Below are 21,046 nucleotides of genomic sequence, written 5' to 3' on the forward strand. Positions count from 1 at the left end.
TAGCGCTTCGCCAACGGCGTGTACTGTTCGGCAACCTCTCGGCGGTTCGTCCTGGCGTCGAAGTACGTCGAGCCTTCGTCGATTAGTACGGCCTTCGCCGGTCGCGGTGTTCGAGCAGCTGTACGGTGGACCGACGTGACGACGATATCTAACTCACGCTGACCACCTCACGGGGCACGCGAAACCGGGACTGAAATTCGCCAGACGGCGGCGGGGGCCGTTCAGATGATGAACGGGCACCAAATATCGAGCCTGAAACCGAAATTCAGACTCGGAAGTAGAGCGTTTGAGGGCCTGAGAAATCGGATATGAACGAGAAGGTTCGTATCCGACGGTTTCGGGACGGGCACGGTGGGATTCGAACCCACGACCGTCGGATGTCTTCCCCCACCGGCGGGGCCGGCGAGGATAGAAGTCCGACGCTCTATCCGGACTGAGCTACGTGCCCTCGCCGGCGTCTAATCCGGGTAGCGTCAAAAGAAATGCGAATCGCCGCGGGGTCACTCGTCGAGGTCCACGTCTTCCTCGACGTCGTCCACCGAGGTGATGGCGATGGCGTCGCTCGTCTGGACCGCATCGAGGCCGTCCAGGGCACAGAGTGCGTCGATGCGCTCCTGCGGGGCGGTGACCAGCAGGTCGTCGAACTGGAGGTGTCGGTCGACGGTCGCACCGGCGGCCCGCGCTCGGTCGGCGACGGACGCCGGGTCGGCGTCGGGGGCGGTCTCCAGCACGAGGGCAACGGACTCGCCCTCGATGGGGTCGGCGCGCATGGACTCGACGGCGCGGGAGACGTACATCACTCCGAGGAGGGGCCGCCGGGGCCTTGGTTGTGCTGGTCGGGGCGGTCGAAGCGGGCCTCGGCGACGGCGAAGGCGAGCGTGCTGACGAGGCCGAGCAGGGTCCCGCCGGTCAGCATCACCGCGAGGTACTGGAGGTCCTGGTTCCCGAGGAAGAACGCGCTCACGGCGTGGAGGACGGCGGCGATGGCGAGGACGTAGAACGGGGCGTTGAGGTACCGCCAGCGGAAGGTCCCGTCGAGGTACTCGTCGGTGACGCGGCCGAGGCTGGAGGTGATGCCGGCGGCGGCGAACCACTGGATGGCCCCGGCGACGAGGGACGCCAGCACCTCGACGACGGTGTGCGGTTCCGGCTGGGCGTCGAGGCGCTGGACGCCGCTGACGCCGCCGATGACGAGCAGCGCCGCCGCGACGACGTACGTGATGATGGTCACGCGGCCGGCGTACAGCCCCGACGTCACGCGCTCGGCGGCTTCGTCGAGGATCTCCTCGGCTCCCAGGCCGCGGGCGAGGATGTAGAGGCCAAGCAGGCCGGAGATGACGCCCAGCGCCGACCCGGGGTAGCCGAGCAGTTCGACGGCGATGGTCAGCGGGTAGATGAGCAGGAGGATGCCGAGCGGGACCAGGATCGTCCCGCGGGTCTCGGGGTCGTCGAGCACCTGCTTGATGGTGTAGTACATCGATTCGAGGTTCTGGGCCTGGCGGACGACGACGCGGCGGACGCCGTCGATGCGGACCCGCGAGCGGATGACGGGGACGACCGACTCGTCCTGCGCGCCGTCGGTGACGATGAGCGCGCGCACGTCGTCGCTCGCGGCCAGCGACGCGAGCACCGTGTCGACCTCCTCGCCGACGGCCCGGTTGGCGGCAACGTCGCTGCCTTCGAGGCCGGTGACGGCCGCCACCTCGACCTCCTCGTCGTCGACGTCGTCGTAGATGTGGACCCCCTCGAACAGGACGTTCACGTCGGAGTCCTCGGGGTCGTTCGAGGCCAGCGCGACCGCCGCGTCGACGACTTCGTCGCGCCCGATGACCGGCGTCTCGATGCCGGTCTTGCGGCCGAGGTCGTCGTCGAGGTCGATACACAGCACCAGCAGCATCTACGGGCGCTACGCCGTCTGTGTTTAACTTCTTTCGGGGAGGGTCGGGCTATCGGACGTGGCCAGGGTCGGCCGGGTGGGCGTCGACCGGGTCCGCAGAGTCGCCCAGCCGCGAGACGAGCCACAGCACCGGCACGAGCAGCGCGCCCCCGACGACGAACGGCGACCAGTAGCCGACGGCGTAGTAGAGCCCGCCCATGACCGGCGGGCCGACGGTGCGGGCGAGGCTACCGGCCCCCTGCGTGATGCCGAACGCGCTCCCCTGGACGGCCGCGCCGGCCCGCTGGGAGACGAGCGCCGTCAGCGTGACCGAGAGGACGCCGTTCCCCAGCGGCAGCAGCGTCAGCAGCACCAGCAGGCCGAGTAGCTCCGGCGTGAGGAAGGGAACGACGGCGGTCAGGTCCGGCAGGACGGAGCCGAGCGACCGGGAGGCCGGAATCGCGCCGACGCCGACGACGAGCAGGGCGGTCCCGAACAGCGAGAGCCTGACGGGACTGTACCGGGCCGAGAGCCGGCCGACGAGGACGCCCTGCGTGAGGACGGCCACCACGCCGATGTACGTCAGCAACAGCGCGCTCTGGGCGGCGGTGTAGCCGTAGATGTCGGCGACGTACGGGACGAACATGACCTGCACGCCCGAGAAGGCAAAGGAGACGAGGAAGAACGCGCCGAGCAGGTCCCGGAGGCCGGCGGTCGCAACCGCCGCGCGGAGCTGTGCGACCATCGACGGCCGCCCGTCGGCCGACGCGGACGACGACGGGCGATCGGGCTCCGGGAGGAACAGGAGGGCGACGACGACACCACAGAGGCTCGCGAACGCGGCGGCGAAGCTCGGCAGCGAGAATCGGGTGATCGGCACGGCGGCCGGCAGGAGGGCGTCGACAGCGGCGACCGTGGCGTCGAAACTCAGCACCGCGCCGATGCCGGGGCCGAAGATGAACCCCAGGCCGAAGGCGGCCCCGATGAATCCCAGCGCGGCGGCCCGCCGCTCCGGCGGCGTCACGTCGGCGACGTAGGCCTGCGCCGTCGAGAGGTTCCCGCCCATCGCGCCGGCGAGCATCCGGGAAACGAAGAGGACCCAGAGCGCGGTCGCCAGCCCGAACACCGTCCAGGCCACCACGGAGCCACACAGCGACACCACCAGGACGGGTCGGCGGCCGACGCGGTCCGACAGCGACCCCAGCAGCGGCGCGAACGCGAACTGCATCGCGGAGTAGGAAGCGGCGAGCAGCCCGATGACGAACTCCGTCCCGCCGGGGAACGAGCGCGTGTAGTACGGGAGAATGGGGATGACGATGCCGAACCCAAGCAGGTCGAGGAAGACGACGAAGAAGACGATGGCGAGACCGCGGCGACGGTCGGCAGCGGACATGGCCACACATGCGCGTGGAGTGAAGATAAGACGTTGGGGTGTGACGGGCGGTGTTCCGACAGCTCGGCCCCTGAGATGCCCGAAAGGCTATATATACAAAATGTATACTAACAGTCAGGATGTTGTACTCCCTGTTGCAGTACGGGCTAGAGGGGACCGGAACCGCCTCCGACTTCCTGCTCGCAGTGGGGCTGCTCGTCGGTGTGCTGCTCGCCACCCGCCTCCTGGGTGGGGTTTTCGACCGGCTATTCTGAGGGGGATAGCCGGGCCGTGTCGACCAACACCACACCGATGCAGATGCGCACGCTTTTTCCCGGTGGGAGGAGTCACTAGGCACACACGATGATCTCCGAGGGCTGCGAACAGTGCGCCAAAGGCGGCAAGATGGTGCTGTTCGTCTACGGCTACTGCGACCAGCGCGACTGCTTCTACTGTCCCCTCGGGGAGAACCGCAAGAACGTCACCCAGATGTACGCCAACGAGCGGCCCGTCGAGTCCGACGCGGACGTCATCGAGGAGGCAAAGCGCATGGACGCGCTCGGCACGTCCATCACTGGTGGCGAACCGCAGGAGGCCCTCGACCGGACCTGTCACCACCTCGAACTCCTGAAAGACGAGTTCGGCGAGGACCACCACACCCACCTCTACACCGGCATTCCCGGCGGCCGCGAGAACATGCGCCGCCTCTCGGAGGCCGGCCTCGACGAGATTCGGTTCCACCCGCCACTGGAACAGTGGGGCGACCTCCACGGCACGGAGTGGGAAGACATCCTCTACATCGCCCGCGAAGAGGGGCTGACGCCGGCCTTCGAGATTCCCGGCATCCGCGCCGAGGAGGAGTTCCTCGAATTCTTAGACGAGGGCGCGGCCGACTTCTGTAACATCAACGAGTTCGAGATGTCCGACGGGAACTACCGCCGGATGCAGGAGGAGGGCTTCGAGCTGAAGGAGGACCACATGAGCGCCGTCGAGGGGTCCCACGACATTCTGGAGACGATGGGCGACCACGAGAAGGTGTACTTCTGTACGAGCGTGTTCAAGGACGCCGCACAGCACCGCTCGCGGCTCAAACGGATGGCCCGAAACATCGGCCGAGAGTTCGACGAGGTCACCGAGGACGGCACGCTGGTCTACGGCAAGGCCTGGGTCTCGGAGGCGCACCTCGACGCACTGGGCGTCCCCGAGGAGTTCTACGCCGTCAAGTCCGAGCACGTCGAACTCGCCTGGTGGCTCCTCGAAGAGATGGTCGAGGAGGGCGACGTGCCCAAGGGCGAAATCGTCGAGCAGTACCCGACCTACGACGGGACCGTCGTCGAGCGGACGCCGCTGTCCGGTGGTGCCGATAGCGACCGAGCACCTGCCGACGACTGACCGTACGGCGACCGTAGGGAGCCGTTTCACCGTGACGAGCGACGCGAGTCACGGCCGTTTTGGTCCAGATTTTTCAACGAGCGGTGTGCGAGCGGAGCGAGCACACCCGAGGCAGAAAAAGGTGGGATGCGGACCGTCGTCGAGCGGACGCCGCTGTCCGGTGGCTCAGGTAGCGATCGAGCACCTGCCGACGACTGAGCGGTCGGCGACGACCGACGAGTGACCGCACGGCGACGCACCGCTGCACGGCTAAACGGACGGCGATCCGGTACTCGAAGCGCTTCGCTGGGGTTCTCACTGGACGGGAACAGCCACGGCGACTGACTGGGCTGGACGGCGTATCTTCACGTATGAGTCACACAGAACCGACCGCCGAAACCGAACAGGTCTGGATGGTCGAGCGGACGTTCTCCGCGGACTCGCCGCACATCCTCGTGCTCGTGTACGCGACGCCCGACGGGGCGCGCTACCTCCAGAAGGAGCGTGCGTTCAACCGATTCGGCGGCAGCGCCCCCGAGGTCACCGCGGCGATCGAGGCGTCATCGGACGAGTTGCGGCCGGTCGAGACGACCGAGCGGCGAGAGCGCTACGCGACAGAATCCGAGCGGATGCGTGACCGCCACGAGCCAGATGACGCGGTGTGAGGGACTGAGACCGTCGAACGTGCGTTTTCGTGCGGCAGCCCGGCCTGTGCCGTGGCGAGCGATACCCAGCCGCCAATTTGATAATCAGATGATGAGAAGGTGCGATCGAAGCCCTCCATGCGATTCGCTATCGACAGCGGCAAACTGTTGTACGCACTCGGTGTCCTGTTCGCCGCGGCAGCGCTCCTGTACTTCGTCCGCGACGTGGTGTTCGACCTCTCGATAACGGTGAAGGCCGCGCTGCTGTTGCTCGGGTTCGTCGCGTTCGTCCTCGCCGGCGTGGCCCTGGAACAGGACGTGCTGGACGTGGTCGCCTTCGCGCTCGCCGGCGTGACCTACGTCGTGTTCGTCGGCTACGTCGTCGTCCGCTACGGCCCCGGCGAGACGGGGACCTTCCTCCTGCTCGCCGCGTCGGCGGTGCTGTTCGTCGGACTCGGCTACGCGCTGCGCCGGGGACTCCCGTCGCTGTCGCGGCGGCCGGCGGCCTACGCCCTCGGCGCACTCGTCGTGCTGAGCGTCCTCCTCGTGGGGGCGGACGCGGCCACCGGCGGGGTGCGCTACGACGTGCAGACGAACGAGTCGGTCACTGTCACGATGCCGGCGGGCGAGCAACACGGCGGAAACTACGTGTCCGTCACGCGCGATATCGGGGCGATCACCGCCGCGAACCCGTCGCCGTTCACCCGTGCGCTCTCGCTGCCGGACGTCTCGGGCTGTATCGTCGGGGAGACCGCTCTCCGTGAAGATCTGTGGGTGAGCACCGACATCGAGTGGGACGAGGACACCATCGGCGGGTCGACGACGCGGACCTACGCCCTCACCGGCGAGTTCACGCTCGACGCGAACCGGACGGAGCCGACAACCTACGCCGTCGAGCGGGGCATCGAATGCGACGCCGAGCGGTCGGAGCCGACCATCGCGATCACCATCGACGAGAACGACCGGTCCGACTGACCGTCACGTTCCCACGAGTTCGGCCAGGCACTCCTGACAGTACGTGGCGTCGCGCATGTTCCGCGTCCCGCAGGACGGACACCGCACGACCGACGGAGCGGACGGTGCGGACGCGTGGCGTCCCGGTGAGGGCGCGACCGACGGCGACCCCGCCGGCGACTGCTCCAGCGTCTCGGCGCGCTGTTGGGCCTGCTCGATGAGTTCGTCGTCGCGCATCGCCTCCAGGCCGCGCCAGAGGCCCAGGAACAGGAGCGCCGGAGCGACGATGACGAACAGCCCCGTGAGGACGCGGAACGCCAGTTCGACCTGCCCGATTGGCATACGTTCACGTGGGTCTGGACGACCGTGTATCCTTCGCCGGTCAGTAGTGATACAGCGAGACGACCCACGGGAGGCGGTTGTACATCCAGATCGCCAACGGGAGGCCGACGACGGTCACCGAGAGGGCGTAGGCGACGCCGGTCCAGACGCCGCTGGCCCACCAGCCGACGAAGATGAACCAGACGGCGCGGACGAGCAGCGAGTGCTGTCTCCCGCCGTCGCTGGACTCCACGAGCGGGTCGCGGCGCTTCAGCGACAGGACGAACGGCACCCTGTTGATCATCTTGATGCCGAGCGGGATACCCACGATCGTGACGTTCAGCAGCCACGCGACCGAGAGCCAGAGACCGGTCGCCCACCACCCGACAAGCAGGAACCACGCCGCGCGGACGAATAGAGACGGCTGGTCGCTCATACCCGATCTACCCGGTCTGTCGGCATAAGTTTCCGGTCCGAGAGCGTGTCGGCACCGGACGACAGGGTTGATTCCCGGTCGTTAGCCCTCGAACCCGTCTTCGAACCGGAAGGTTCCGTTCCGCTGGACGACCTGCCCGTCCACCTCGATGAACGACTCCTCGCTCATGTCGACGATCATGTCGACGTGGACGGCGGACTCGTTTCGCTCGTTGTCCTCGCCCACAGTCTCCTCGTAAGCCCGTCCTACCGCCATGTGAACGGTGTCGCCCATCTTCTCGTCGAACAGCATGTTGTAGGTGAACTGGTCGATGTCGCGGTTCATCCCGATGCCGAGTTCGCCCAGTCGGCTCGCGCCGTCGTCGGTCGAGAGGACCTCGTCGAGCAGGTCCTCGTTCTTCCCGGCGCTGTACTCGACGACCTCGCCGCCCTCGAATTCGAGGGCCACGTCGGTCACCTCCCGACCCTGGTGGTACAGCGGCTTGTCGAAGAGGACTTCGCCCTCGACGCTGTCGGCGACCGGGGCGGTGAACACCTCGCCGCCGGGGAGGTTCTTCTCGCCGTAGTCGTTGAGCGTCCGGTTGCCGGCGACGGACATGGTCACGTCCGTCGTCTCGCCCGAGACGATGCGGACCTCGTCGGCGGGGTCGAGGATGTCGACCATCTGAGACTGGTGCTCGCGGACCGCGTCCCAGTCCTTGAGGACGGCGTCCCAGACGAAGTTCTCGTAGCCCTCCGTGGAGGTCTGGGCGAGCTGGGCGTTGGCGGGCGCGGGGTACTGGGTGAGACACCAGGTCTTCGACAGCCGCTCGGTGAGGAGCGGCTGCTGGGCCTGCTGGTAGGCCGCCGTGATTTCGGGGTCCACGTCGCTCGTCTCCGTGACGTTCTCGCTGCCCTTGATGGCGACGTAGGCGTCCATCTCCTCGTACAGCGCCTCGACGTGGCTCGGCGTCTCGAACTCCTCGCGGTTCCGCAGGAAGGCGCGGCGGAACCGCTCGCCGAGTCGATCCTGGACGACGAGCGGGTTCGCGCCGCGGTCGGCGGCGAACTCGTGAAGCGCGACGACGAGGTCCTCGGCGACGGGGTGGGCGTCGATGACGAGGTTGTCGCCCTCGCTCAGGTCGATGGAGTGGTCGACGATGACCTCTGCGTGTTCGCGGATGCGCGGGTCCATACCGCTAGGGGCCGCCGGCGGGCCTTACCCGTTGCCCTCCCGGCTACTTCTTCTTGCTCTGTTGGAACCCCTCTTTGAATCCCTGAAAGGTCCGGCGGAGCATCAGGTACATGAAAAAGAAGAACAGGAGGACGGCGGCGAGGACCCCGTACATGAGCCAGTTTTCCATACCGGCGGCTTGTCGAGCGGCGCTCAAAGTCCTTTCGGGGGCTGGCGGTTCCGGCCCTGAGACCGGCGAAATCGAAGTGTAAAATCCCGGTTTGACCGATAGCTACAATGACGACTGTGCATTGGCAAACACTCATAATCCCATAGAACATATTGATTATCATGTCGCTGCTGCCTTCTCGGGACCCGGCGACCCCGGACGCCGAACCCCGAGTCATCGGTGTCGACAGTGACGACGCGGACGACGTGCTGTCGGCGCTCTCGGCAGAGACGGCCCGTAATCTGCTGTCGGAACTGAACAAGGAGCCAGCGCCGCCCTCCGAGTTGGCCGATCGCGTCGACACGTCGCTCCAGAACGCACAGTACCACCTCAAGAAACTCAAGAACGCCGGCGCGGTCGAGGTAGTCGACACGGCGTACTCCGAGAAGGGCCGCGAGATGGACGTGTTCGCGCCGGCCAACCAGCCGCTGGTCATCTGCGCCGGGGACGAACAGGAGACCTCGGGGCTGCGGGCGGCGCTCGCGAACCTCATCGGCGGGCTCGCGATCATCGGCTTTGCCAGCCTGCTCGTCCAGCAGGTGTTCGGGAACTCGCTGTTCGGCGGCCCGACCGTGTCCTCCGGGAGCGCGGACACGGCCGCCCGCGACCCGAACCTCTACGTCGACAACGGGACCGTCGCCGACGGCGGGTTCGAGACGGCCGCAGGGGTGTTCGACACGGCCGCACAGGGCGGAGCGGAGGCCGCGTCGGCCGTGATTCCGCCGGGACTCGCCTTCTTCGCCGGGGGCGCGTTCGTCCTCGCCGGGATGGCCGCACTGTGGTACGTGCGCCAGTAACGATAGCAGCCAGCAGTTTTTTCGGCGAATTTCAGCGTTCGACGACGGCCGTCGAGAGCGGCGTCCCGTCGGGCGACCGGAGACGGATCCGAACCGCGCCGGCGTCCGTCGTGAGTTCCGCGTGGGCCGGCCGGTAGCGTCGCGGGTCGGCGTAGCTTCCAGGGTTGACAAGCGTCCAGCCGCCGAATTGGGTGATGGTGGGCTTGTGCGAGTGGCCGACCACGACGATGTCCGCGTCTTCCTGTCGCGCCAGCAGTCCCAGGGACGTCTCCGTGTGTTCGTGCCCGTGGGCGGCGACGATTCGGAGGCCGGACCACGACAGCGTCGCCAGGTCGGGGAGACGGGCGCGGACCGTCGGCGTATCGTTGTTGCCGATCACGGCCGTCAGCCGGTCGCATTCGGCCTCGACGGCGTCGAGGACCGCTTCCGTCGTGAAGTCGCCGGCGTGGACGACGTGGTCGGCCTCTCGGACCGCGTCGAGCGTCCGACCGGTCAGGCGGTGGCCGTCGGTCCCGTGCGTGTCTGAGATGACGGTGAGCATACGGGCCGTTGTGGTGCCAGCTATAAATCCAGAAGCATTTTGCGTTCTGGTCGTGACGGAAAAATAATGGCAGGCAGTAAATCAGTCGTCATCGCCGCCCTGATCGCGAACGGTGCGATTGCCATCCTCAAGTTCTTCGGCTTCCTCCTGACCGGCAGCGCCGCGATGCTATCGGAAACGTACCACAGCATCTCGGACACCGGGAACCAGGTGTTCCTCCTCATCGGGATCCGGTTCAGCGGTCGCGACCGCGACCGAACACACCCGTTCGGGTACGGCAAGGCACAGTTCTTCTACAGCTTCCTGGTCTCCGTGTTCCTGTTCGGCATCGCCGGGTGGGAGAGCGCGAAGCACGGCTGGAGCCAGCTCACGGCCGGCGGTCACGGCGGCGGCGGACACGCCGGCGAGGGCGTCGAGTTCCTCTTTTTCTCCTTTACGCCGCCCACGTGGCTCGATCCGCTGTGGGTCAACTACACCGTCCTGCTCGGCGCGTTCGCCTTCGAGACGTACGCGCTCGTCAAGGCCCGCGCGGAGATGAAACGTCAGATCGACCGCAACGACTGGTCGGGCTATCGCGAGGCGTTCCGCAAGACCAGCGACGTGACGACGCTGACGGCGCTGACCGAAGACACCATCGCGCTGGCGGGTATCGTCATCGCGCTGGTCGGCCTGTTCCTCGAACAGATGACCGGGAACCCGTTCTTCGACCGGATCTCCGCGCTCCTCATCGGCATCATGCTGATGGGCTTCGCGCTGGCGCTGGCCTGGGAGAACAAGCGACTGCTCCTCGGCGAGAGCCTCCCGCAGGACGAGGAACGCCGGCTCCGCGAGGTCGTCTCGCGACAGGACCACGTGACGGACATCGTCGACTTCCGAACGGTGTACTTCGGCCCGAACGAGGTCATCATCTCGGCCGACGTGGCCCTCGACCCCGGCCTCGACACGGAGTCGGTCGACGACGCGATCAGTGCCATCGAGGCGGCGATCAAAGCGGCCAACGGGGACGTCAAGAAGGTCTACATCGAGCCCGAAGTGTAGGGGTCGTTCTCTTTGAGCCACCACGGAACCGGAATGCGGTCGATGCCGGTGGTGACGGTCACTTCGAGCGTGAGGTCCCGGTTCGCCGGCCGCCGCTCGTCGTGGGAGACGTGTCTGATGACGCCCCGTTGGTCGACGTAGACGCGCGATCGGACGACGCGAGACGCGTTCTCACCGGGCCGGGTCCGCGTGGTCTCCGTCGCCGCGAGCACGGCGACCGGCTGGCCGTTTCGTGAGACGGTGTCGACCTGTCTGTACGTGCCGCCGGCGAAGAGGTGTCGGTAGAGGGCGACGCCCGTGGCCGAGTCGACGAGCGACGCGTTCGCGGGGACGGACCGCGCGACGAACGGCGTGTCGGGGTCGTCGCGGACGTTGACGTACAGCGTCCCGTCGACGATGACGCCGTCGTCCGTCAGCGGCCCGAATCGCTGGCGGACGCGCTGGACGCCGGCGTCGCGGTCGACCCACACGTCGAGCGTGTTCTGGGGGCCGGCGCGCTCGACGTGGCGGTGGTAGCTCCGCGATTCGAGCGCCAGGCGGTGGCGTTCCAGCAGTCGCTCGACGTCGACCGTGCCGTTGGTAATGGGGACGGAGACCGACGCCTCGTTCGCACTGGTGGGGACCGGAACCGGCGTGACCGGCCCGTCGTCGCTCGCCGTCGCCCCGCTCGGCAGGAGTCCGGAACAGCCCGCGAGGACGGCGACTGCGACGACGAGCGTGGCCCGCCACATACACTGACCGACGGCCGCGGCGCGCAAGTACCTGTGGGGGCGAACCCTTTTGCCGGTGAACGGCCAATCGTGGCCCGTGGCGACGACCGACGACGGCTACCTGCGCTTTTTCCCCTTCGACGAGCCGTACGACCACCAGCGCGAGGCGATGGGGACCATCTACGACGCGCTCGACGAGGGTCGTGACGTGCTGTTCGAGGGAGCCTGCGGGACCGGCAAGACGCTGGCCTCGCTCGTCCCGGCGCTCGAACACGCCCGCGAGACGGGCAAGACCGTCGTCATCACGACGAACGTCCACCAGCAGATGCGCCAGTTCGTCGAGGACGCCAGAGCGATCACGGACCAGGAGCGCCTCAGGGCCGTGGTCTTCCGCGGCAAGGGCTCGATGTGTCACATCGACGTGGACTACGAGGAGTGTCAGGCCCTGCGTGACACGACGCGGGACCTGGTCGAGGTCGAGAGCGACATCGCCGAACTCGAACAGCGCGAGGGCGAACTCCTCGAAGACGGGCAGGCCGGCAGCAGCGACGCGATGGAGGCCCGCAACGCCGTCGTGGAAGAATTGCGGGACCTGCAGGACGAGCGAGAGGAGATCCAGAGCGAGCGCTCGACCTGCGACCACTACTACCGGAACCTCACCGTCGACACCAGCGAGTTCTACGCGTGGCTGTTCGACGACGTGCGCACCCCCGACGACGTGTACGAGTACGCCCACGAGCAGGGGCTGTGTGGCTACGAACTGCTCAAGGAGGGGATGGACGGCGTCGACCTCGTCGTCTGTAACTACCACCACCTGCTCGACCCGACCATCCGCGAGCAGTTCTTCCACTGGATCGGCCGGGACCCCGAAGACATCATCGCCGTCTTCGACGAGGCCCACAACGTCGAGTCGGCGGCCCGCGACCACGCCCGGCGGACGCTGACCGAGAACACGCTCGACCAGGCCCTGGACGAACTCGACGCCGAGGACGACGCCAGGGCCGAGAGCGCGGCCAACGTCCTCGCGACGTTCCGCGACGCGCTGGTCGAGACCTACGAGGACGCCTTTGGCTTCGGCGACCGGGAGGCCGTCGATGAGCACTGGGAGGACGTGACCATCGCCAACGACGACAGGCGCGACGACCTGACGCTGTCCTTCCTGCAGGGCTACACCGGCCCCGGGTTCCACGAGGAACTGGACCTCGCGCTCTCACTCGGCCGGGACCTCGACGAGCGCTATCTGGAGGCGTTCAAGGAGGGGGACCTCGACACCAGAAAGGAGTGTCAGACCCTCCAGGCTGCGGCGTTCGTCTCGGACTGGCTCGACGAGTCCGACGAGTCGGGCCAGTACCCGGTGGTCAGCGTCCGCCGCGACGAGTCGACCGACGAGGTGTACGGTCGGGCCGAACTGTACACCTGCATCCCCGAGAACGTCACCCGCGACCTGTTCGCCGACCTCCACGCGTCGGTGCTGATGAGCGCCACGCTCCGGCCGTTCGACGTGACCGAGGACGTGGTCGGCGTCGACGACCCGGTGACGATGGCCTACGGCGCGCAGTTCCCCGAGGAGCGCCGCCGGACCTACGCCGTCGACGGCCCTGCGCTGTTCTCCAGCGAACGCGACAACCCCGAGACACAGCAGCGCATCGCCCGGACGCTCGAAGACATCGTCCGGTTCACTCCCGGAAACACGCTCGTGTTCTGTCCCTCCTACAGCGAGGCGAAGCGCTATCACGACATGGTCGCCGTGAGCGCGACGCGCTATCTCGACGAGCCGGGCACGCAGGCCCGGGACCTCCGCGAGGCGTTCACCGACGACGACGACGGCGTGCTGTACACGTCGCTGTGGGGCACACTCGGCGAGGGCGTGAGCTACGACGGCGACGACGCCCGCACCGTGGTCGTCGTCGGCGTCCCGTACCCCCACCTCGACGACCGGATGGACGCCGTCCAGGACGCCTACGACGTGGCCTTCGGCGACGACGAGGACGAGGCCGGGTGGCGCTACGCCGTCGAGATTCCGACCATCCGAAAGACGCGGCAGGCGCTCGGACGCGTCGTCCGCTCGCCCGACGACTTCGGCGCGCGCATCCTGCTGGACAAGCGCTACACGGAGGCCGCCGAGATGGAGATGCACGACTACGCCGTCCGCGGGACCTTCCCGCCGGAGGAGCGACGGGAGATGGTCGACATCGACCCGGACAAACTCAAGTTCGCGATGCTGAACTTCTATCAGGACATGGGCGCGTACGACGGGCCGCCGCCGAAGCCTTGAGTACGGGTTCGAGCGAAGCGAGAACACGCTTTTTCCCCGTGTTTTTGTGCGAGCGGGTGTCGAGTGAGCCCTGCGAGCGAGGCAACCCGACGCACAAAAAGTGGCTGCCGGCGACTACGATGGGCCGCCGCCGAAGCCCCGACCTCCTCGCCGACTCGCGGACGGCCCCGCCACCGACCGGAAACCGGATAGTTTGAAACCCTCCACGTGAAACGGGCGGGTAATGCTAGTCGCCTTCGACTTCGACGGGACGCTCTCCGACTCGGAGATGACGGTCCTGCTCGGAAACCAGAACGGCACGGCCGAGGACATGGCCGACATCACCGAGCGCGCGATGAACGACGAGATCGAGTACGCCGAGAGCCTGCGCCAGCGGTGTGCCCTGCTGGAGGACCTCCCGGACGAGAAGGCCCAGGCGGCTTTCGACGAGGTCGTCCTGCGCCCGGGCGCGGCCGCGGTCATCGAGGCGCTCCGCGAGGCCGGCGTCTACGTCGCCATCCTCACCGGCGGCTTCGAGCGCGGCGTCGCGGCGGCACTCGAAAAGGAGGGGGTCGAGGTCGACGCCATCGTCGCGAACCGACTGCTCGTCGAGGGTGGAAAGCTCACCGGCGAGGTCCGCGGCCCACTCATCTCCGGGACGAAAGACGACGCGCTCGAAGTCCTGACGGCCGTCGTCGGCGAGGACCGCGACGCGACGGTGGCCGTCGGCGACGGGGCCAACGACCTCCCGATGCTCGAAGTCGCGAACCTGGCGGTCGGCTTCGACCCGAAACCGGCCGTCGCGCCGTCCTGTGACACGACGGTCGAGACGATGGAAGAACTGTCCGACGTGCTCGAAGCCGAAGGGATTCTGTAACGCTTGACGCCGCAGTTGGAAAATCGTCGAGGCGTCGCCCGTCGACGGACCTGACAGACACGCGACCGAGCGACGACTCGAAACCGGGAGCACTGCTCCCTATCGGATGCGAGCGGTGGTTGTCGGACCAATGACAGACATGGTTGAGCGTGAACCGACGCGCGCTCGCCAGCGGTCGGCTTGTCCAAGAAATAACGCTCTCCACACATAAACGTTTTGAACAGGCATATTTTTGCCAATCCCTGATACGTCCGTCCAGATTTTCACGCGAAAACAGTCATTTCGAAATATGAGTTCGGGATCGCACTGGATGGGATCAGATCGAGTGCGAACGGACGCTGCGGAGCCGAGAGAGTCGATCAGCTCAGTTCGTCGCCTGGCCGATCGCCTGATCGAGGTCGGCTTTGATGTCCTCGACGGCCTCGGTGCCGACCGACAGGCGGACCATGTCGTCGGTGACGCCGGCGGCGGCCTTCTCCTCGTCCGTGAGTTGCTGGTGGGTGGTCGAGGCGGGGTGGATGATGAGCGTCTTCGCATCGCCCACGTTGGCCAGCAGCGACGCGATCTCGGTGGACTCGACAGTCGAGCGTGCCGCGTCGTAGCCGGCGTCGAGACCGAACGTGATCATGCCGCCGTAGCCGCCGTCCAGGTACTCGCTGGCGTTCGCGTGGGTCTCGTGGTCGTCGAGTCCGGGGTAGGTGACCCACGACACCTCGGGGTGGTCGTCGAGGAACTCGGCGACGGCCATCGCATTCCGGCAGTGGCGGTCCATCCGCGAGGGCAGGGTTTCGAGACCCTGCATCGTCTGCCAAGCGTCGAAGGGCGACTGCTGGCAGCCGAGGTCCCGGAGGCCGCGAGCGATGGCGGCGTAGGTGAACGCCGCGTCGCCGAAGCGATCGCGGAAGTTCACGCCGTGGTACGCGGGGTTGTCGCCGGCGATTTCGGGGTACTTGTCGGCGTGTTCCTCCCACGGGAACGAGCCGCCGTCGACCAGGATTCCGCCGACGGTCGTGCCGTGGCCGTGGATCCACTTCGTCGTGGAGTTCCAGACGAGGTCCGCGCCGTGCTCGATGGGGTTACAGAGGTACGGCGTCGCGAAGGTGTTGTCCACGAAGAACGGGACGCCGTGGTCGTGAGCGATTTCGGCCAGGCGCTCGAAGTCGGGCGTCACGAGCGCGGGGTTGCCGATTGTCTCGCAGTGCACGTAGGCGGTGTCGTCGTCGATGGCGTCCGCGTAGGCGTCGTAGTCCAGCGTGTCGACGAAGCGCGTCTCGACGCCGTTGCGCGGGGCGGTGTGGGTGTAGTACGTGTAGGTCCCGCCGTACAGCGACGACGCAGTGACGACGTTGTCGCCTACGTCGGCGAGCAGGAACGTCGCGAGGTTCAGCGACGCCATCCCGGAGGCCGTCGCGACGGCGCCGACGCCGCCTTCGAGGGCGGCGAGGCGCTCCTGAAGCATCCCGACGGTGGGATTCATCAGCCGCGAGTAGATGTGCCCGGGCTTCTCCAGCGCGAACTGTGCGGCGGCGTCCTCGGCGTCCTCGAAGACGTACGAGGTCGTCTGGTACAGCGGCGGCGCGCGCGATCGCGTCTCGGCGTCCGGTTCTTCCTGTCCGACGTGGAGCGCGTCCGTCTCGAAGCCGCGGTCTGAATCGTCCGTCATACGTACGAGTCCTGCACCTGTGGGGGCTTAATCCCGACCCCAGCGGAGAGGGCCGCCACTGCTGAGAGATACCGGCGATTCTGTCGACCGGGGCGAACGGATTCGGGCCTGTATTCTCAGGCCCACTTATGTATTCGAAGAGTTATAGGCCTGTAGTGTAATATGGGTGGTATGAACGAACCGTCGGGAGCGACAGTCGTTCTCGTCGCTCCCGAAACGCGGGCGGGACTCGGGCGGATCCTCCGCGATATCGATTCGGTCGCCGTGCAGTGGAGCGACCACCCCGAGTGGCTGTGGCGATCTGACGACGATTCCGACTGCATCGTAGTCACCGACGACCTGCTCCGTTCCGGGACGCTGGACGTGGCTGACATCGCAGACGCGACTGGCGCCGAGACCGGGACGGTGTTCGTCGCCTTCGAGGGCGACGAGCGGCTCGCTGCTCGCGCCCTCAACGGCGGCATCGACCGCTACGTCGTCGCGGACGACAGTGAAGACCTGCACCGAGCGGTCACCGACGCCGTCGGCGCTGTCATCGACGGAGTCGACCCCACCAGCGGGGCGGACGAGACACGAGCGGCGGACCTCGAACTCCGCGAGAGCCTGATCGAGACGGCCCCCATCGGCATCCACGTCCTCGACGAGGACGGGACGTTTCTGTGGGCCAACGAGGCGTTCGCTTCGACGGTGGGGCGGACCCCCGCGGAACTCGTCGGGACGCCGTACCGGGGGCTCATCGATTCCGGCCACCTCCCGCCGTGGTTTTCGCAGGCCTACGACGACGAGGTCCGCGACCTCCTCTCCCCGTCGAACGACGTCGACACGGCACGGATGAGCGCCGTCCCCATCCGAACCGAGGCTGGGGACCAGCGTCTGTTCGACCTTCACTTCGCGCTCCTCCCGCTGGAAGACGGGGAGTTCGCCGGCACTGTCACCGCCCTCCGGGACGTGACCGAGCGCAAGGAGTACCAGCGGGAACTGGAGCGCCAGAACGAGCGCCTCGACAAGTTCGCGAGCGTCCTCAGCCACGACCTGCGGAACCCGCTGAGCGTCGCCACCGGACGGATCGAGCTCGCCAGACGAGAACGAGACGACGAGTCGCGCCACCTCGCTGTGGCGGAGAACGCGCTCGAACGGATGGAACGACTGGTCGAGAACGTCCTGACGCTCGCGCGACAGGGGAAACTCGTGGGAGAGACGACCGAAGTCCCTGTCGACGAGGCCGCCCGGGAGGCGTGGCTGACGAGCGAGACGCGCGAGGCGAGCCTCACGGTCGCCGACGGCATCGAGACGGTCGACGCCGACGAGACACGGCTCAAGCAACTGTTCGAGAACCTCTTTCGCAACAGCGTCGACCACGCCCACGCCGACGTGACCGTCACCGTCGGCCCGCTGGACGACGGCTTCTTCGTCGCCGACGACGGCCCCGGAATCCCCGAGTCGGAACGGGATTCCCTCTTCGTGGAGGAGTTCTCGATGGCGGACGGTGGGTTCGGGCTCAACATCGTCCGCACCATCGCGACGGCCCACGGCTGGTCGGTCGACGTGACCGAGAGCGAGGCCGGGGGCGCGCAGTTCGAGTTCAGAACGGACGGGGCGACCTGAGGCCGGTCCCGGAGGCCGGCATCGCTCCGCGTGTAGCGATGTGGCCTCGCCGACGAGCCGATCAGGTGAACTTCCGAACGGTCATGTCGAGCGTATCGAGGTCGATGATTGGCGCGAACCCGGCGTCGGGATCGATGTTGACGCTCTTCTGGAAGTCGGTCTGGGCCTGCCAGCAGCCGGAGTTGAGCGCGAGGACGTTGTGGTACTCGCCCCAGCCGATCTTGTGGACGTGGCCGGTGTGGAACACGTCGGGGACCTCCTCCATCACGAGGTAGTCGCGGTCCTCCGGGGCCAGGCGGGTGTGGCCGCCGTACTGGGGCGCGACGTGGCGCTTCTTCAGGAGCTGGTACATCGCCTTGTGCGGTTCGTCGTAGCTCGCCTCCTCGTCGGGGAGTTCGGCGATGACCTCGTCCAGGGAGACGCCGTGGTACATCAACACCGTGACGCCCTCGACGGTGACCAGGGCGGGGTTCGAGTGGACCTGCGCGTCGTGAGCGGTCATAATGTCCCGCAGTTCCTCGTCAAAGCCTGGCTGGGGCTCGGCCAGCCGGACGGCGTCGTGGTTGCCCGGGATCATCCGGATCTCCATGTCGCCGGGGACCTCCTTCAGGTACTCCGAGAAGGCCTCGTACTGGTCGTAGATGTCGATGATGTCCAGTTCCTTGTCCTGCTCCGGGTAGACGCCGACGCCCTCCACCATGTCGCCGGCGATGAGCAGGTACTCGACGGACTCGGCCTCGGGCGTGTGGAGCCAGTCGGTGAAGCGGTGCCAGGCGTCCTCCATGAACTCCTGGCTCCCGACGTGGACGTCGGAGATGAGCGCCGCCTGGACGTGTCGGTCTGCCGTCGAGGGCTTGTGCGTCCGGGGCACGTCCGGGAAGTGCAGCGAGTCGACGAAGAGGATGCCGGCGTCGTCGGCCAGCGTCCCCTCGACGGCGATGACCTCGTCCATGAGGAGCTGCTGGACGAGGTCGGCGATGGGCCGGTCTTTCATCACGAGACACGGGAACGTGCCGTTCGTGTCTTCGAGTTCGACCAGCCAGTGGCCGCTGGCCGTCGAGCGGATATCCGAAACCATGCCGATGAGGGCGGCCTCGCTGCCGCCGGCCATGTTCTCGATGGCGTCGGTCGGGCGGTGGTTCACCCGGCCGCGAAGCTTGCTCGCAAGCTTCTCGTAGCGGTCGCGAAACACCGTGACGAAGTCGGAGTACTCGCCGGTTCCGGTCGACTGGCCGGTCATGTCGTTCGCGACTTCGATGGCGCGAAGCGATGGATCGACATCCCGGGACCCCCCCGTTTCGTGTGGAACGCTCCCACCCTCGTCGGCCGATGGCTGGGGGGTCGTTCCAGTCGAAATAGGGGGGTCGGGGTCGTCCGAAGTGGTCGCGTCAGACGGAGACGCCGGCGTCGAGCCAGACTCGGTTTTCGGACCGCCCCGTGCCGTTTCTGTTGCTTCTACAACAGATTCGACGTGGTCCGTCGTCAGTTTCAGCGCGTCGTCGGGGAGCGTTTCGAGTGCGCGGTCGAGCGTCGCTGCGGGGTCCGGCGTGTCGGCGATGCGGGTCACCGCCTCCCGCTCGGCGTTGTAGCCACGGCTCGCGAGTTCGCTGACGATGCGTGCCGGCGTCTCCAGAGGCACGTTCGACACTCCGCGTCCGCGGGCAAAAGGATAGCGGACCGCCGCCCGACACAAGATTGATGCCGTGGTGTCGGCAACGCGAGGTACGGATGGGCCCCGACACGTCGACGGACCGCACGCCGGCAGAGTCCGAGCAACGGGGACCCAAAGCGGATGCCGTCCCGTGGTCGGTGTACCTTCGAGATGTCGGGACGAGCGTCGGTGCCGTGGTTCTGGTCGGCCTCTTCCTCTTCGCCGTCAGCGGCGTGTGGCCTCCGCTCGTCGCTATCGAGAGCGGGAGCATGGAGCCACACATCGACACCGGTGACATGGTGTTCATCATGGACGAGGGGCGGTTCCCCGGCCCAGACGCTCGCCACGGCGTCGTCACGGCCGAACGCGGAACCGAGACCGGCTATCGAACCTTCGACCGGCCCGGCGACGTCATCGTCTTCGCGCCGAACGGGAACGAGCGGCGGACGCCGGTCATCCACCGCGCGATGCTCTGGGTCGAGGACGGCGAGAACTGGTACGACCGGGTGGACGCGGACGCCGTCGGGAGCGCCGATAGCTGTCGGGAACTGCGGAACTGCCCGGCCCCCCACAGCGGCTTCGTCACCAAGGGCGACAACAACGGTGCCTACGACCAGGTGACGGGGACCAGCACCGTCGTCCGGCCGGCATGGGTCGTCGGAACCGGTGTCGTCAGGATTCCCCGCCTCGGGTTCGTCCGGCTGTGGCCCACCGGGGCCGGGGGGCCGTCGGTGGGGTCTGCCGCCGAGACACCGGACTTCGGCCCGGGAGACCGAGACGACCAGACGGCGACCCGGCCGGTCGGAGCTGCCAACGTGACAACAGAAGGTTGATTGGCGGCCTCCGAGTATTCGCGATAGGAATGGCCGGTCGAGACCGTCGGTCGTCGGACGAGGACGACGAGCCGGGTGGGATCGTGTACGTGACCGACGTCGTCAGCAGCGCCGGGTCGGTGCTGCTCGTCGGGATCCTGCTGTTCGCCGTCAGCGGCGTGTGGCCCCCGCTCGTCGCCATCGAGAGCCCGAGTATGGATCCACACATCAAAGAGGGGGACCTCGTCTTCGTGATGGAGGAGACGCGCTTTCCCGGCCCCGACGCTCGCCACGGCGTCGTCACGGCCGCGAGCGACGGCGGGTACACGAAGTTCCAGCGCACCGGTGACGTGATCGTGTACAAGCCCGACGGGAACGGCCGGCAGACGCCGATCATCCACCGCGCGATGCTCTGGGTCGAGGACGGCGAGAACTGGTACGACCGCGCCAATCCGGAGTACATCGGGGGCGCGGACAACTGCGAGGAACTGACTTCCTGTCCGGCCGACTACTCGGGGTTCATCACCAAGGGCGACAACAACGGTGCCTACGACCAGGTCGGGTCGAACCCCATCAGCGACCCCGTCAAGCCGTCCTGGGTCATCGGCACCGCGGAGCTTCGGGTCCCGGTGCTGGGTCAGATCCGCCTCCAGTGGAGCGAGGCCAGAGGAGCGACGGGGCCCGGGACCGAGACGAACGCCACCAACGAGAACGTGACCACGCCCGCGTAACGAGCGGGCACG

General features: G+C 67.2%; 22 protein-coding genes and 1 tRNA gene. 11 read left to right on the forward strand and 12 right to left on the reverse strand.

Features of this window, described 5'->3' with window-relative positions; translation table 11 throughout:
* Window positions 1-343: 343 nt before the first annotated feature.
* The 4 genes from ACOZ4I_RS16885 to ACOZ4I_RS16900 form a co-directional block, all read right to left on the reverse strand.
* Window positions 344-448 (reverse strand) — tRNA-Arg (locus tag ACOZ4I_RS16885).
* Between the two features lie 52 nt (window positions 449-500).
* Window positions 501-797 carry a hypothetical protein gene (locus tag ACOZ4I_RS16890; protein WP_424001613.1) on the reverse strand — a complete coding sequence of 99 codons (297 nt, stop codon included), beginning with the start codon at window positions 795-797 and terminating at the stop codon, window positions 501-503.
* Window positions 797-1,897: a DUF373 family protein gene (locus ACOZ4I_RS16895; protein WP_424001615.1), complete on the reverse strand. Its 1,101-nt coding sequence runs from the start codon at window positions 1,895-1,897 to the stop codon at window positions 797-799. The genes ACOZ4I_RS16890 and ACOZ4I_RS16895 overlap by 1 nt, the downstream gene beginning before the upstream one ends.
* Window positions 1,898-1,946: 49 nt before the next feature.
* The gene (locus ACOZ4I_RS16900; RefSeq protein ID WP_424001617.1) at window positions 1,947-3,269 is read right to left on the reverse strand and encodes an MFS transporter; all 1,323 of its coding nucleotides are present in this window, start codon (window positions 3,267-3,269) and stop codon (window positions 1,947-1,949) included.
* A 119-nt stretch (window positions 3,270-3,388) separates the two neighbouring features.
* Here ACOZ4I_RS16900 and ACOZ4I_RS16905 point away from each other — a divergent pair, with 119 nt between their 5' ends.
* The 4 genes from ACOZ4I_RS16905 (at window position 3,389) to ACOZ4I_RS16920 (ending at window position 6,238) form a co-directional block, all read left to right on the forward strand.
* Window positions 3,389-3,523 (forward strand): hypothetical protein, encoded by a 135-nt coding sequence (locus ACOZ4I_RS16905; RefSeq protein ID WP_424001619.1) that lies wholly within the window; start codon window positions 3,389-3,391, stop codon window positions 3,521-3,523.
* Window positions 3,524-3,611: 88 nt separating this feature from the next.
* Window positions 3,612-4,640 (forward strand): radical SAM protein, encoded by a 1,029-nt coding sequence (locus ACOZ4I_RS16910; protein WP_424001621.1) that lies wholly within the window; start codon window positions 3,612-3,614, stop codon window positions 4,638-4,640.
* Between the two features lie 350 nt (window positions 4,641-4,990).
* Entirely contained in the window at window positions 4,991-5,284 is a 294-nt protein-coding gene (locus ACOZ4I_RS16915) for a hypothetical protein (RefSeq protein ID WP_424001623.1), read from the forward strand.
* A 117-nt stretch (window positions 5,285-5,401) separates the two neighbouring features.
* The gene (locus tag ACOZ4I_RS16920; RefSeq protein WP_424001625.1) at window positions 5,402-6,238 is read left to right on the forward strand and encodes a DUF1109 domain-containing protein; all 837 of its coding nucleotides are present in this window, start codon (window positions 5,402-5,404) and stop codon (window positions 6,236-6,238) included.
* Window positions 6,239-6,241: 3 nt separating this feature from the next.
* On the opposite strand, the gene ACOZ4I_RS16925 is transcribed toward ACOZ4I_RS16920, so the two are convergent.
* The 4 genes from ACOZ4I_RS16925 to ACOZ4I_RS16940 form a co-directional block, all read right to left on the reverse strand.
* Complete coding sequence (locus ACOZ4I_RS16925; protein WP_424001627.1) at window positions 6,242-6,559, reverse strand: DUF7577 domain-containing protein; 318 nt, start codon at window positions 6,557-6,559, stop codon at window positions 6,242-6,244.
* 40 nt (window positions 6,560-6,599) lie between these two features.
* Window positions 6,600-6,974, reverse strand: a complete 375-nt coding sequence (locus tag ACOZ4I_RS16930) for a YccF domain-containing protein (RefSeq protein ID WP_424001629.1) — start codon at window positions 6,972-6,974, stop codon at window positions 6,600-6,602.
* 81 nt (window positions 6,975-7,055) lie between these two features.
* Entirely contained in the window at window positions 7,056-8,147 is a 1,092-nt protein-coding gene (locus tag ACOZ4I_RS16935; RefSeq protein ID WP_424001631.1) for an aminopeptidase, read from the reverse strand.
* Window positions 8,148-8,190: 43 nt separating this feature from the next.
* Window positions 8,191-8,316 carry a hypothetical protein gene (locus ACOZ4I_RS16940; RefSeq protein ID WP_277815050.1) on the reverse strand — a complete coding sequence of 42 codons (126 nt, stop codon included), beginning with the start codon at window positions 8,314-8,316 and terminating at the stop codon, window positions 8,191-8,193.
* A gap of 161 nt (window positions 8,317-8,477) precedes the next feature.
* On the opposite strand from ACOZ4I_RS16940, the gene ACOZ4I_RS16945 reads away from it, so the two are divergent.
* Window positions 8,478-9,152: an ArsR/SmtB family transcription factor gene (locus ACOZ4I_RS16945; protein ID WP_424001633.1), complete on the forward strand. Its 675-nt coding sequence runs from the start codon at window positions 8,478-8,480 to the stop codon at window positions 9,150-9,152.
* A gap of 31 nt (window positions 9,153-9,183) precedes the next feature.
* On the opposite strand, the gene ACOZ4I_RS16950 is transcribed toward ACOZ4I_RS16945, so the two are convergent.
* Window positions 9,184-9,693, reverse strand: coding sequence for a metallophosphoesterase (locus ACOZ4I_RS16950; protein ID WP_424001635.1), 510 nt, complete (start codon window positions 9,691-9,693; stop codon window positions 9,184-9,186).
* Window positions 9,694-9,759: 66 nt separating this feature from the next.
* Between ACOZ4I_RS16950 and ACOZ4I_RS16955 the strand changes: the two genes are divergently transcribed.
* Complete coding sequence (locus tag ACOZ4I_RS16955; protein WP_424001637.1) at window positions 9,760-10,731, forward strand: cation diffusion facilitator family transporter; 972 nt, start codon at window positions 9,760-9,762, stop codon at window positions 10,729-10,731.
* Here ACOZ4I_RS16955 and ACOZ4I_RS16960 read toward each other — a convergent pair.
* The gene (locus ACOZ4I_RS16960; RefSeq protein ID WP_424001639.1) at window positions 10,710-11,462 is read right to left on the reverse strand and encodes a hypothetical protein; all 753 of its coding nucleotides are present in this window, start codon (window positions 11,460-11,462) and stop codon (window positions 10,710-10,712) included. The two genes, ACOZ4I_RS16955 and ACOZ4I_RS16960, sit on opposite strands and share 22 nt — an antisense overlap.
* Window positions 11,463-11,538: 76 nt before the next feature.
* Between ACOZ4I_RS16960 and ACOZ4I_RS16965 the strand changes: the two genes are divergently transcribed.
* Together ACOZ4I_RS16965 and serB are read left to right on the forward strand one after the other, a co-directional pair.
* Window positions 11,539-13,716: an ATP-dependent DNA helicase gene (locus ACOZ4I_RS16965; protein ID WP_424001641.1), complete on the forward strand. Its 2,178-nt coding sequence runs from the start codon at window positions 11,539-11,541 to the stop codon at window positions 13,714-13,716.
* Window positions 13,717-13,939: 223 nt separating this feature from the next.
* Entirely contained in the window at window positions 13,940-14,572 is a 633-nt protein-coding gene (serB, locus tag ACOZ4I_RS16970; protein WP_424001645.1) for a phosphoserine phosphatase SerB, read from the forward strand.
* A gap of 364 nt (window positions 14,573-14,936) precedes the next feature.
* Here the strand turns inward: serB and ACOZ4I_RS16975 are convergent, their stop codons facing one another.
* A complete protein-coding gene (locus ACOZ4I_RS16975) occupies window positions 14,937-16,235 on the reverse strand; it encodes an O-acetylhomoserine aminocarboxypropyltransferase/cysteine synthase family protein (protein ID WP_424001647.1) in 1,299 nt (432 codons plus the stop codon).
* A 171-nt stretch (window positions 16,236-16,406) separates the two neighbouring features.
* On the opposite strand from ACOZ4I_RS16975, the gene ACOZ4I_RS16980 reads away from it, so the two are divergent.
* Window positions 16,407-17,840, forward strand: coding sequence for an ATP-binding protein (locus ACOZ4I_RS16980; RefSeq protein WP_424001649.1), 1,434 nt, complete (start codon window positions 16,407-16,409; stop codon window positions 17,838-17,840).
* A 61-nt stretch (window positions 17,841-17,901) separates the two neighbouring features.
* Here the strand turns inward: ACOZ4I_RS16980 and ACOZ4I_RS16985 are convergent, their stop codons facing one another.
* Complete coding sequence (locus ACOZ4I_RS16985) at window positions 17,902-19,479, reverse strand: DNA-directed DNA polymerase II small subunit (protein WP_424001651.1); 1,578 nt, start codon at window positions 19,477-19,479, stop codon at window positions 17,902-17,904.
* 89 nt (window positions 19,480-19,568) lie between these two features.
* On the opposite strand from ACOZ4I_RS16985, the gene ACOZ4I_RS16990 reads away from it, so the two are divergent.
* Both ACOZ4I_RS16990 and ACOZ4I_RS16995 read left to right on the forward strand, forming a co-directional pair.
* Window positions 19,569-20,324, forward strand: a complete 756-nt coding sequence (locus ACOZ4I_RS16990) for a S26 family signal peptidase (RefSeq protein WP_424001653.1) — start codon at window positions 19,569-19,571, stop codon at window positions 20,322-20,324.
* 80 nt (window positions 20,325-20,404) lie between these two features.
* On the forward strand, window positions 20,405-21,034 hold the full coding sequence (locus ACOZ4I_RS16995) for a S26 family signal peptidase (protein ID WP_424004831.1): 630 nt from the start codon (window positions 20,405-20,407) through the stop codon (window positions 21,032-21,034).
* The last annotated feature ends 12 nt before the right edge of the window (window positions 21,035-21,046 follow it).

It is taken from the genome of Haloarcula salina, from assembly GCF_049603855.1.
Lineage (GTDB): Archaea > Halobacteriota > Halobacteria > Halobacteriales > Haloarculaceae > Haloarcula > Haloarcula salina_A.

Excerpts from the sequence above, each read along its gene's own strand:
- ACOZ4I_RS16890 (WP_424001613.1), bottom strand. The coding sequence starts at position 797 with ATGTACGTCTCCCGCGCCGTCGAGTCCATGCGCGCCGACCCCATCGAG.
- ACOZ4I_RS16895 (WP_424001615.1), bottom strand. The coding sequence starts at position 1,897 with ATGCTGCTGGTGCTGTGTATCGACCTCGACGACGACCTCGGCCGCAAG.
- ACOZ4I_RS16900 (WP_424001617.1), bottom strand. The coding sequence starts at position 3,269 with ATGTCCGCTGCCGACCGTCGCCGCGGTCTCGCCATCGTCTTCTTCGTC.
- ACOZ4I_RS16905 (WP_424001619.1), top strand. The coding sequence starts at position 3,389 with ATGTTGTACTCCCTGTTGCAGTACGGGCTAGAGGGGACCGGAACCGCC.
- ACOZ4I_RS16910 (WP_424001621.1), top strand. The coding sequence starts at position 3,612 with ATGATCTCCGAGGGCTGCGAACAGTGCGCCAAAGGCGGCAAGATGGTG.
- ACOZ4I_RS16915 (WP_424001623.1), top strand. The coding sequence starts at position 4,991 with ATGAGTCACACAGAACCGACCGCCGAAACCGAACAGGTCTGGATGGTC.
- ACOZ4I_RS16920 (WP_424001625.1), top strand. The coding sequence starts at position 5,402 with ATGCGATTCGCTATCGACAGCGGCAAACTGTTGTACGCACTCGGTGTC.
- ACOZ4I_RS16925 (WP_424001627.1), bottom strand. The coding sequence starts at position 6,559 with ATGCCAATCGGGCAGGTCGAACTGGCGTTCCGCGTCCTCACGGGGCTG.
- ACOZ4I_RS16930 (WP_424001629.1), bottom strand. The coding sequence starts at position 6,974 with ATGAGCGACCAGCCGTCTCTATTCGTCCGCGCGGCGTGGTTCCTGCTT.
- ACOZ4I_RS16935 (WP_424001631.1), bottom strand. The coding sequence starts at position 8,147 with ATGGACCCGCGCATCCGCGAACACGCAGAGGTCATCGTCGACCACTCC.
- ACOZ4I_RS16940 (WP_277815050.1), bottom strand. The coding sequence starts at position 8,316 with ATGGAAAACTGGCTCATGTACGGGGTCCTCGCCGCCGTCCTCCTGTTC.
- ACOZ4I_RS16945 (WP_424001633.1), top strand. The coding sequence starts at position 8,478 with ATGTCGCTGCTGCCTTCTCGGGACCCGGCGACCCCGGACGCCGAACCC.
- ACOZ4I_RS16950 (WP_424001635.1), bottom strand. The coding sequence starts at position 9,693 with ATGCTCACCGTCATCTCAGACACGCACGGGACCGACGGCCACCGCCTG.
- ACOZ4I_RS16955 (WP_424001637.1), top strand. The coding sequence starts at position 9,760 with ATGGCAGGCAGTAAATCAGTCGTCATCGCCGCCCTGATCGCGAACGGT.
- ACOZ4I_RS16960 (WP_424001639.1), bottom strand. The coding sequence starts at position 11,462 with ATGTGGCGGGCCACGCTCGTCGTCGCAGTCGCCGTCCTCGCGGGCTGT.
- serB (WP_424001645.1), top strand. The coding sequence starts at position 13,940 with ATGCTAGTCGCCTTCGACTTCGACGGGACGCTCTCCGACTCGGAGATG.
- ACOZ4I_RS16975 (WP_424001647.1), bottom strand. The coding sequence starts at position 16,235 with ATGACGGACGATTCAGACCGCGGCTTCGAGACGGACGCGCTCCACGTC.
- ACOZ4I_RS16980 (WP_424001649.1), top strand. The coding sequence starts at position 16,407 with ATGAACGAACCGTCGGGAGCGACAGTCGTTCTCGTCGCTCCCGAAACG.
- ACOZ4I_RS16990 (WP_424001653.1), top strand. The coding sequence starts at position 19,569 with ATGGGCCCCGACACGTCGACGGACCGCACGCCGGCAGAGTCCGAGCAA.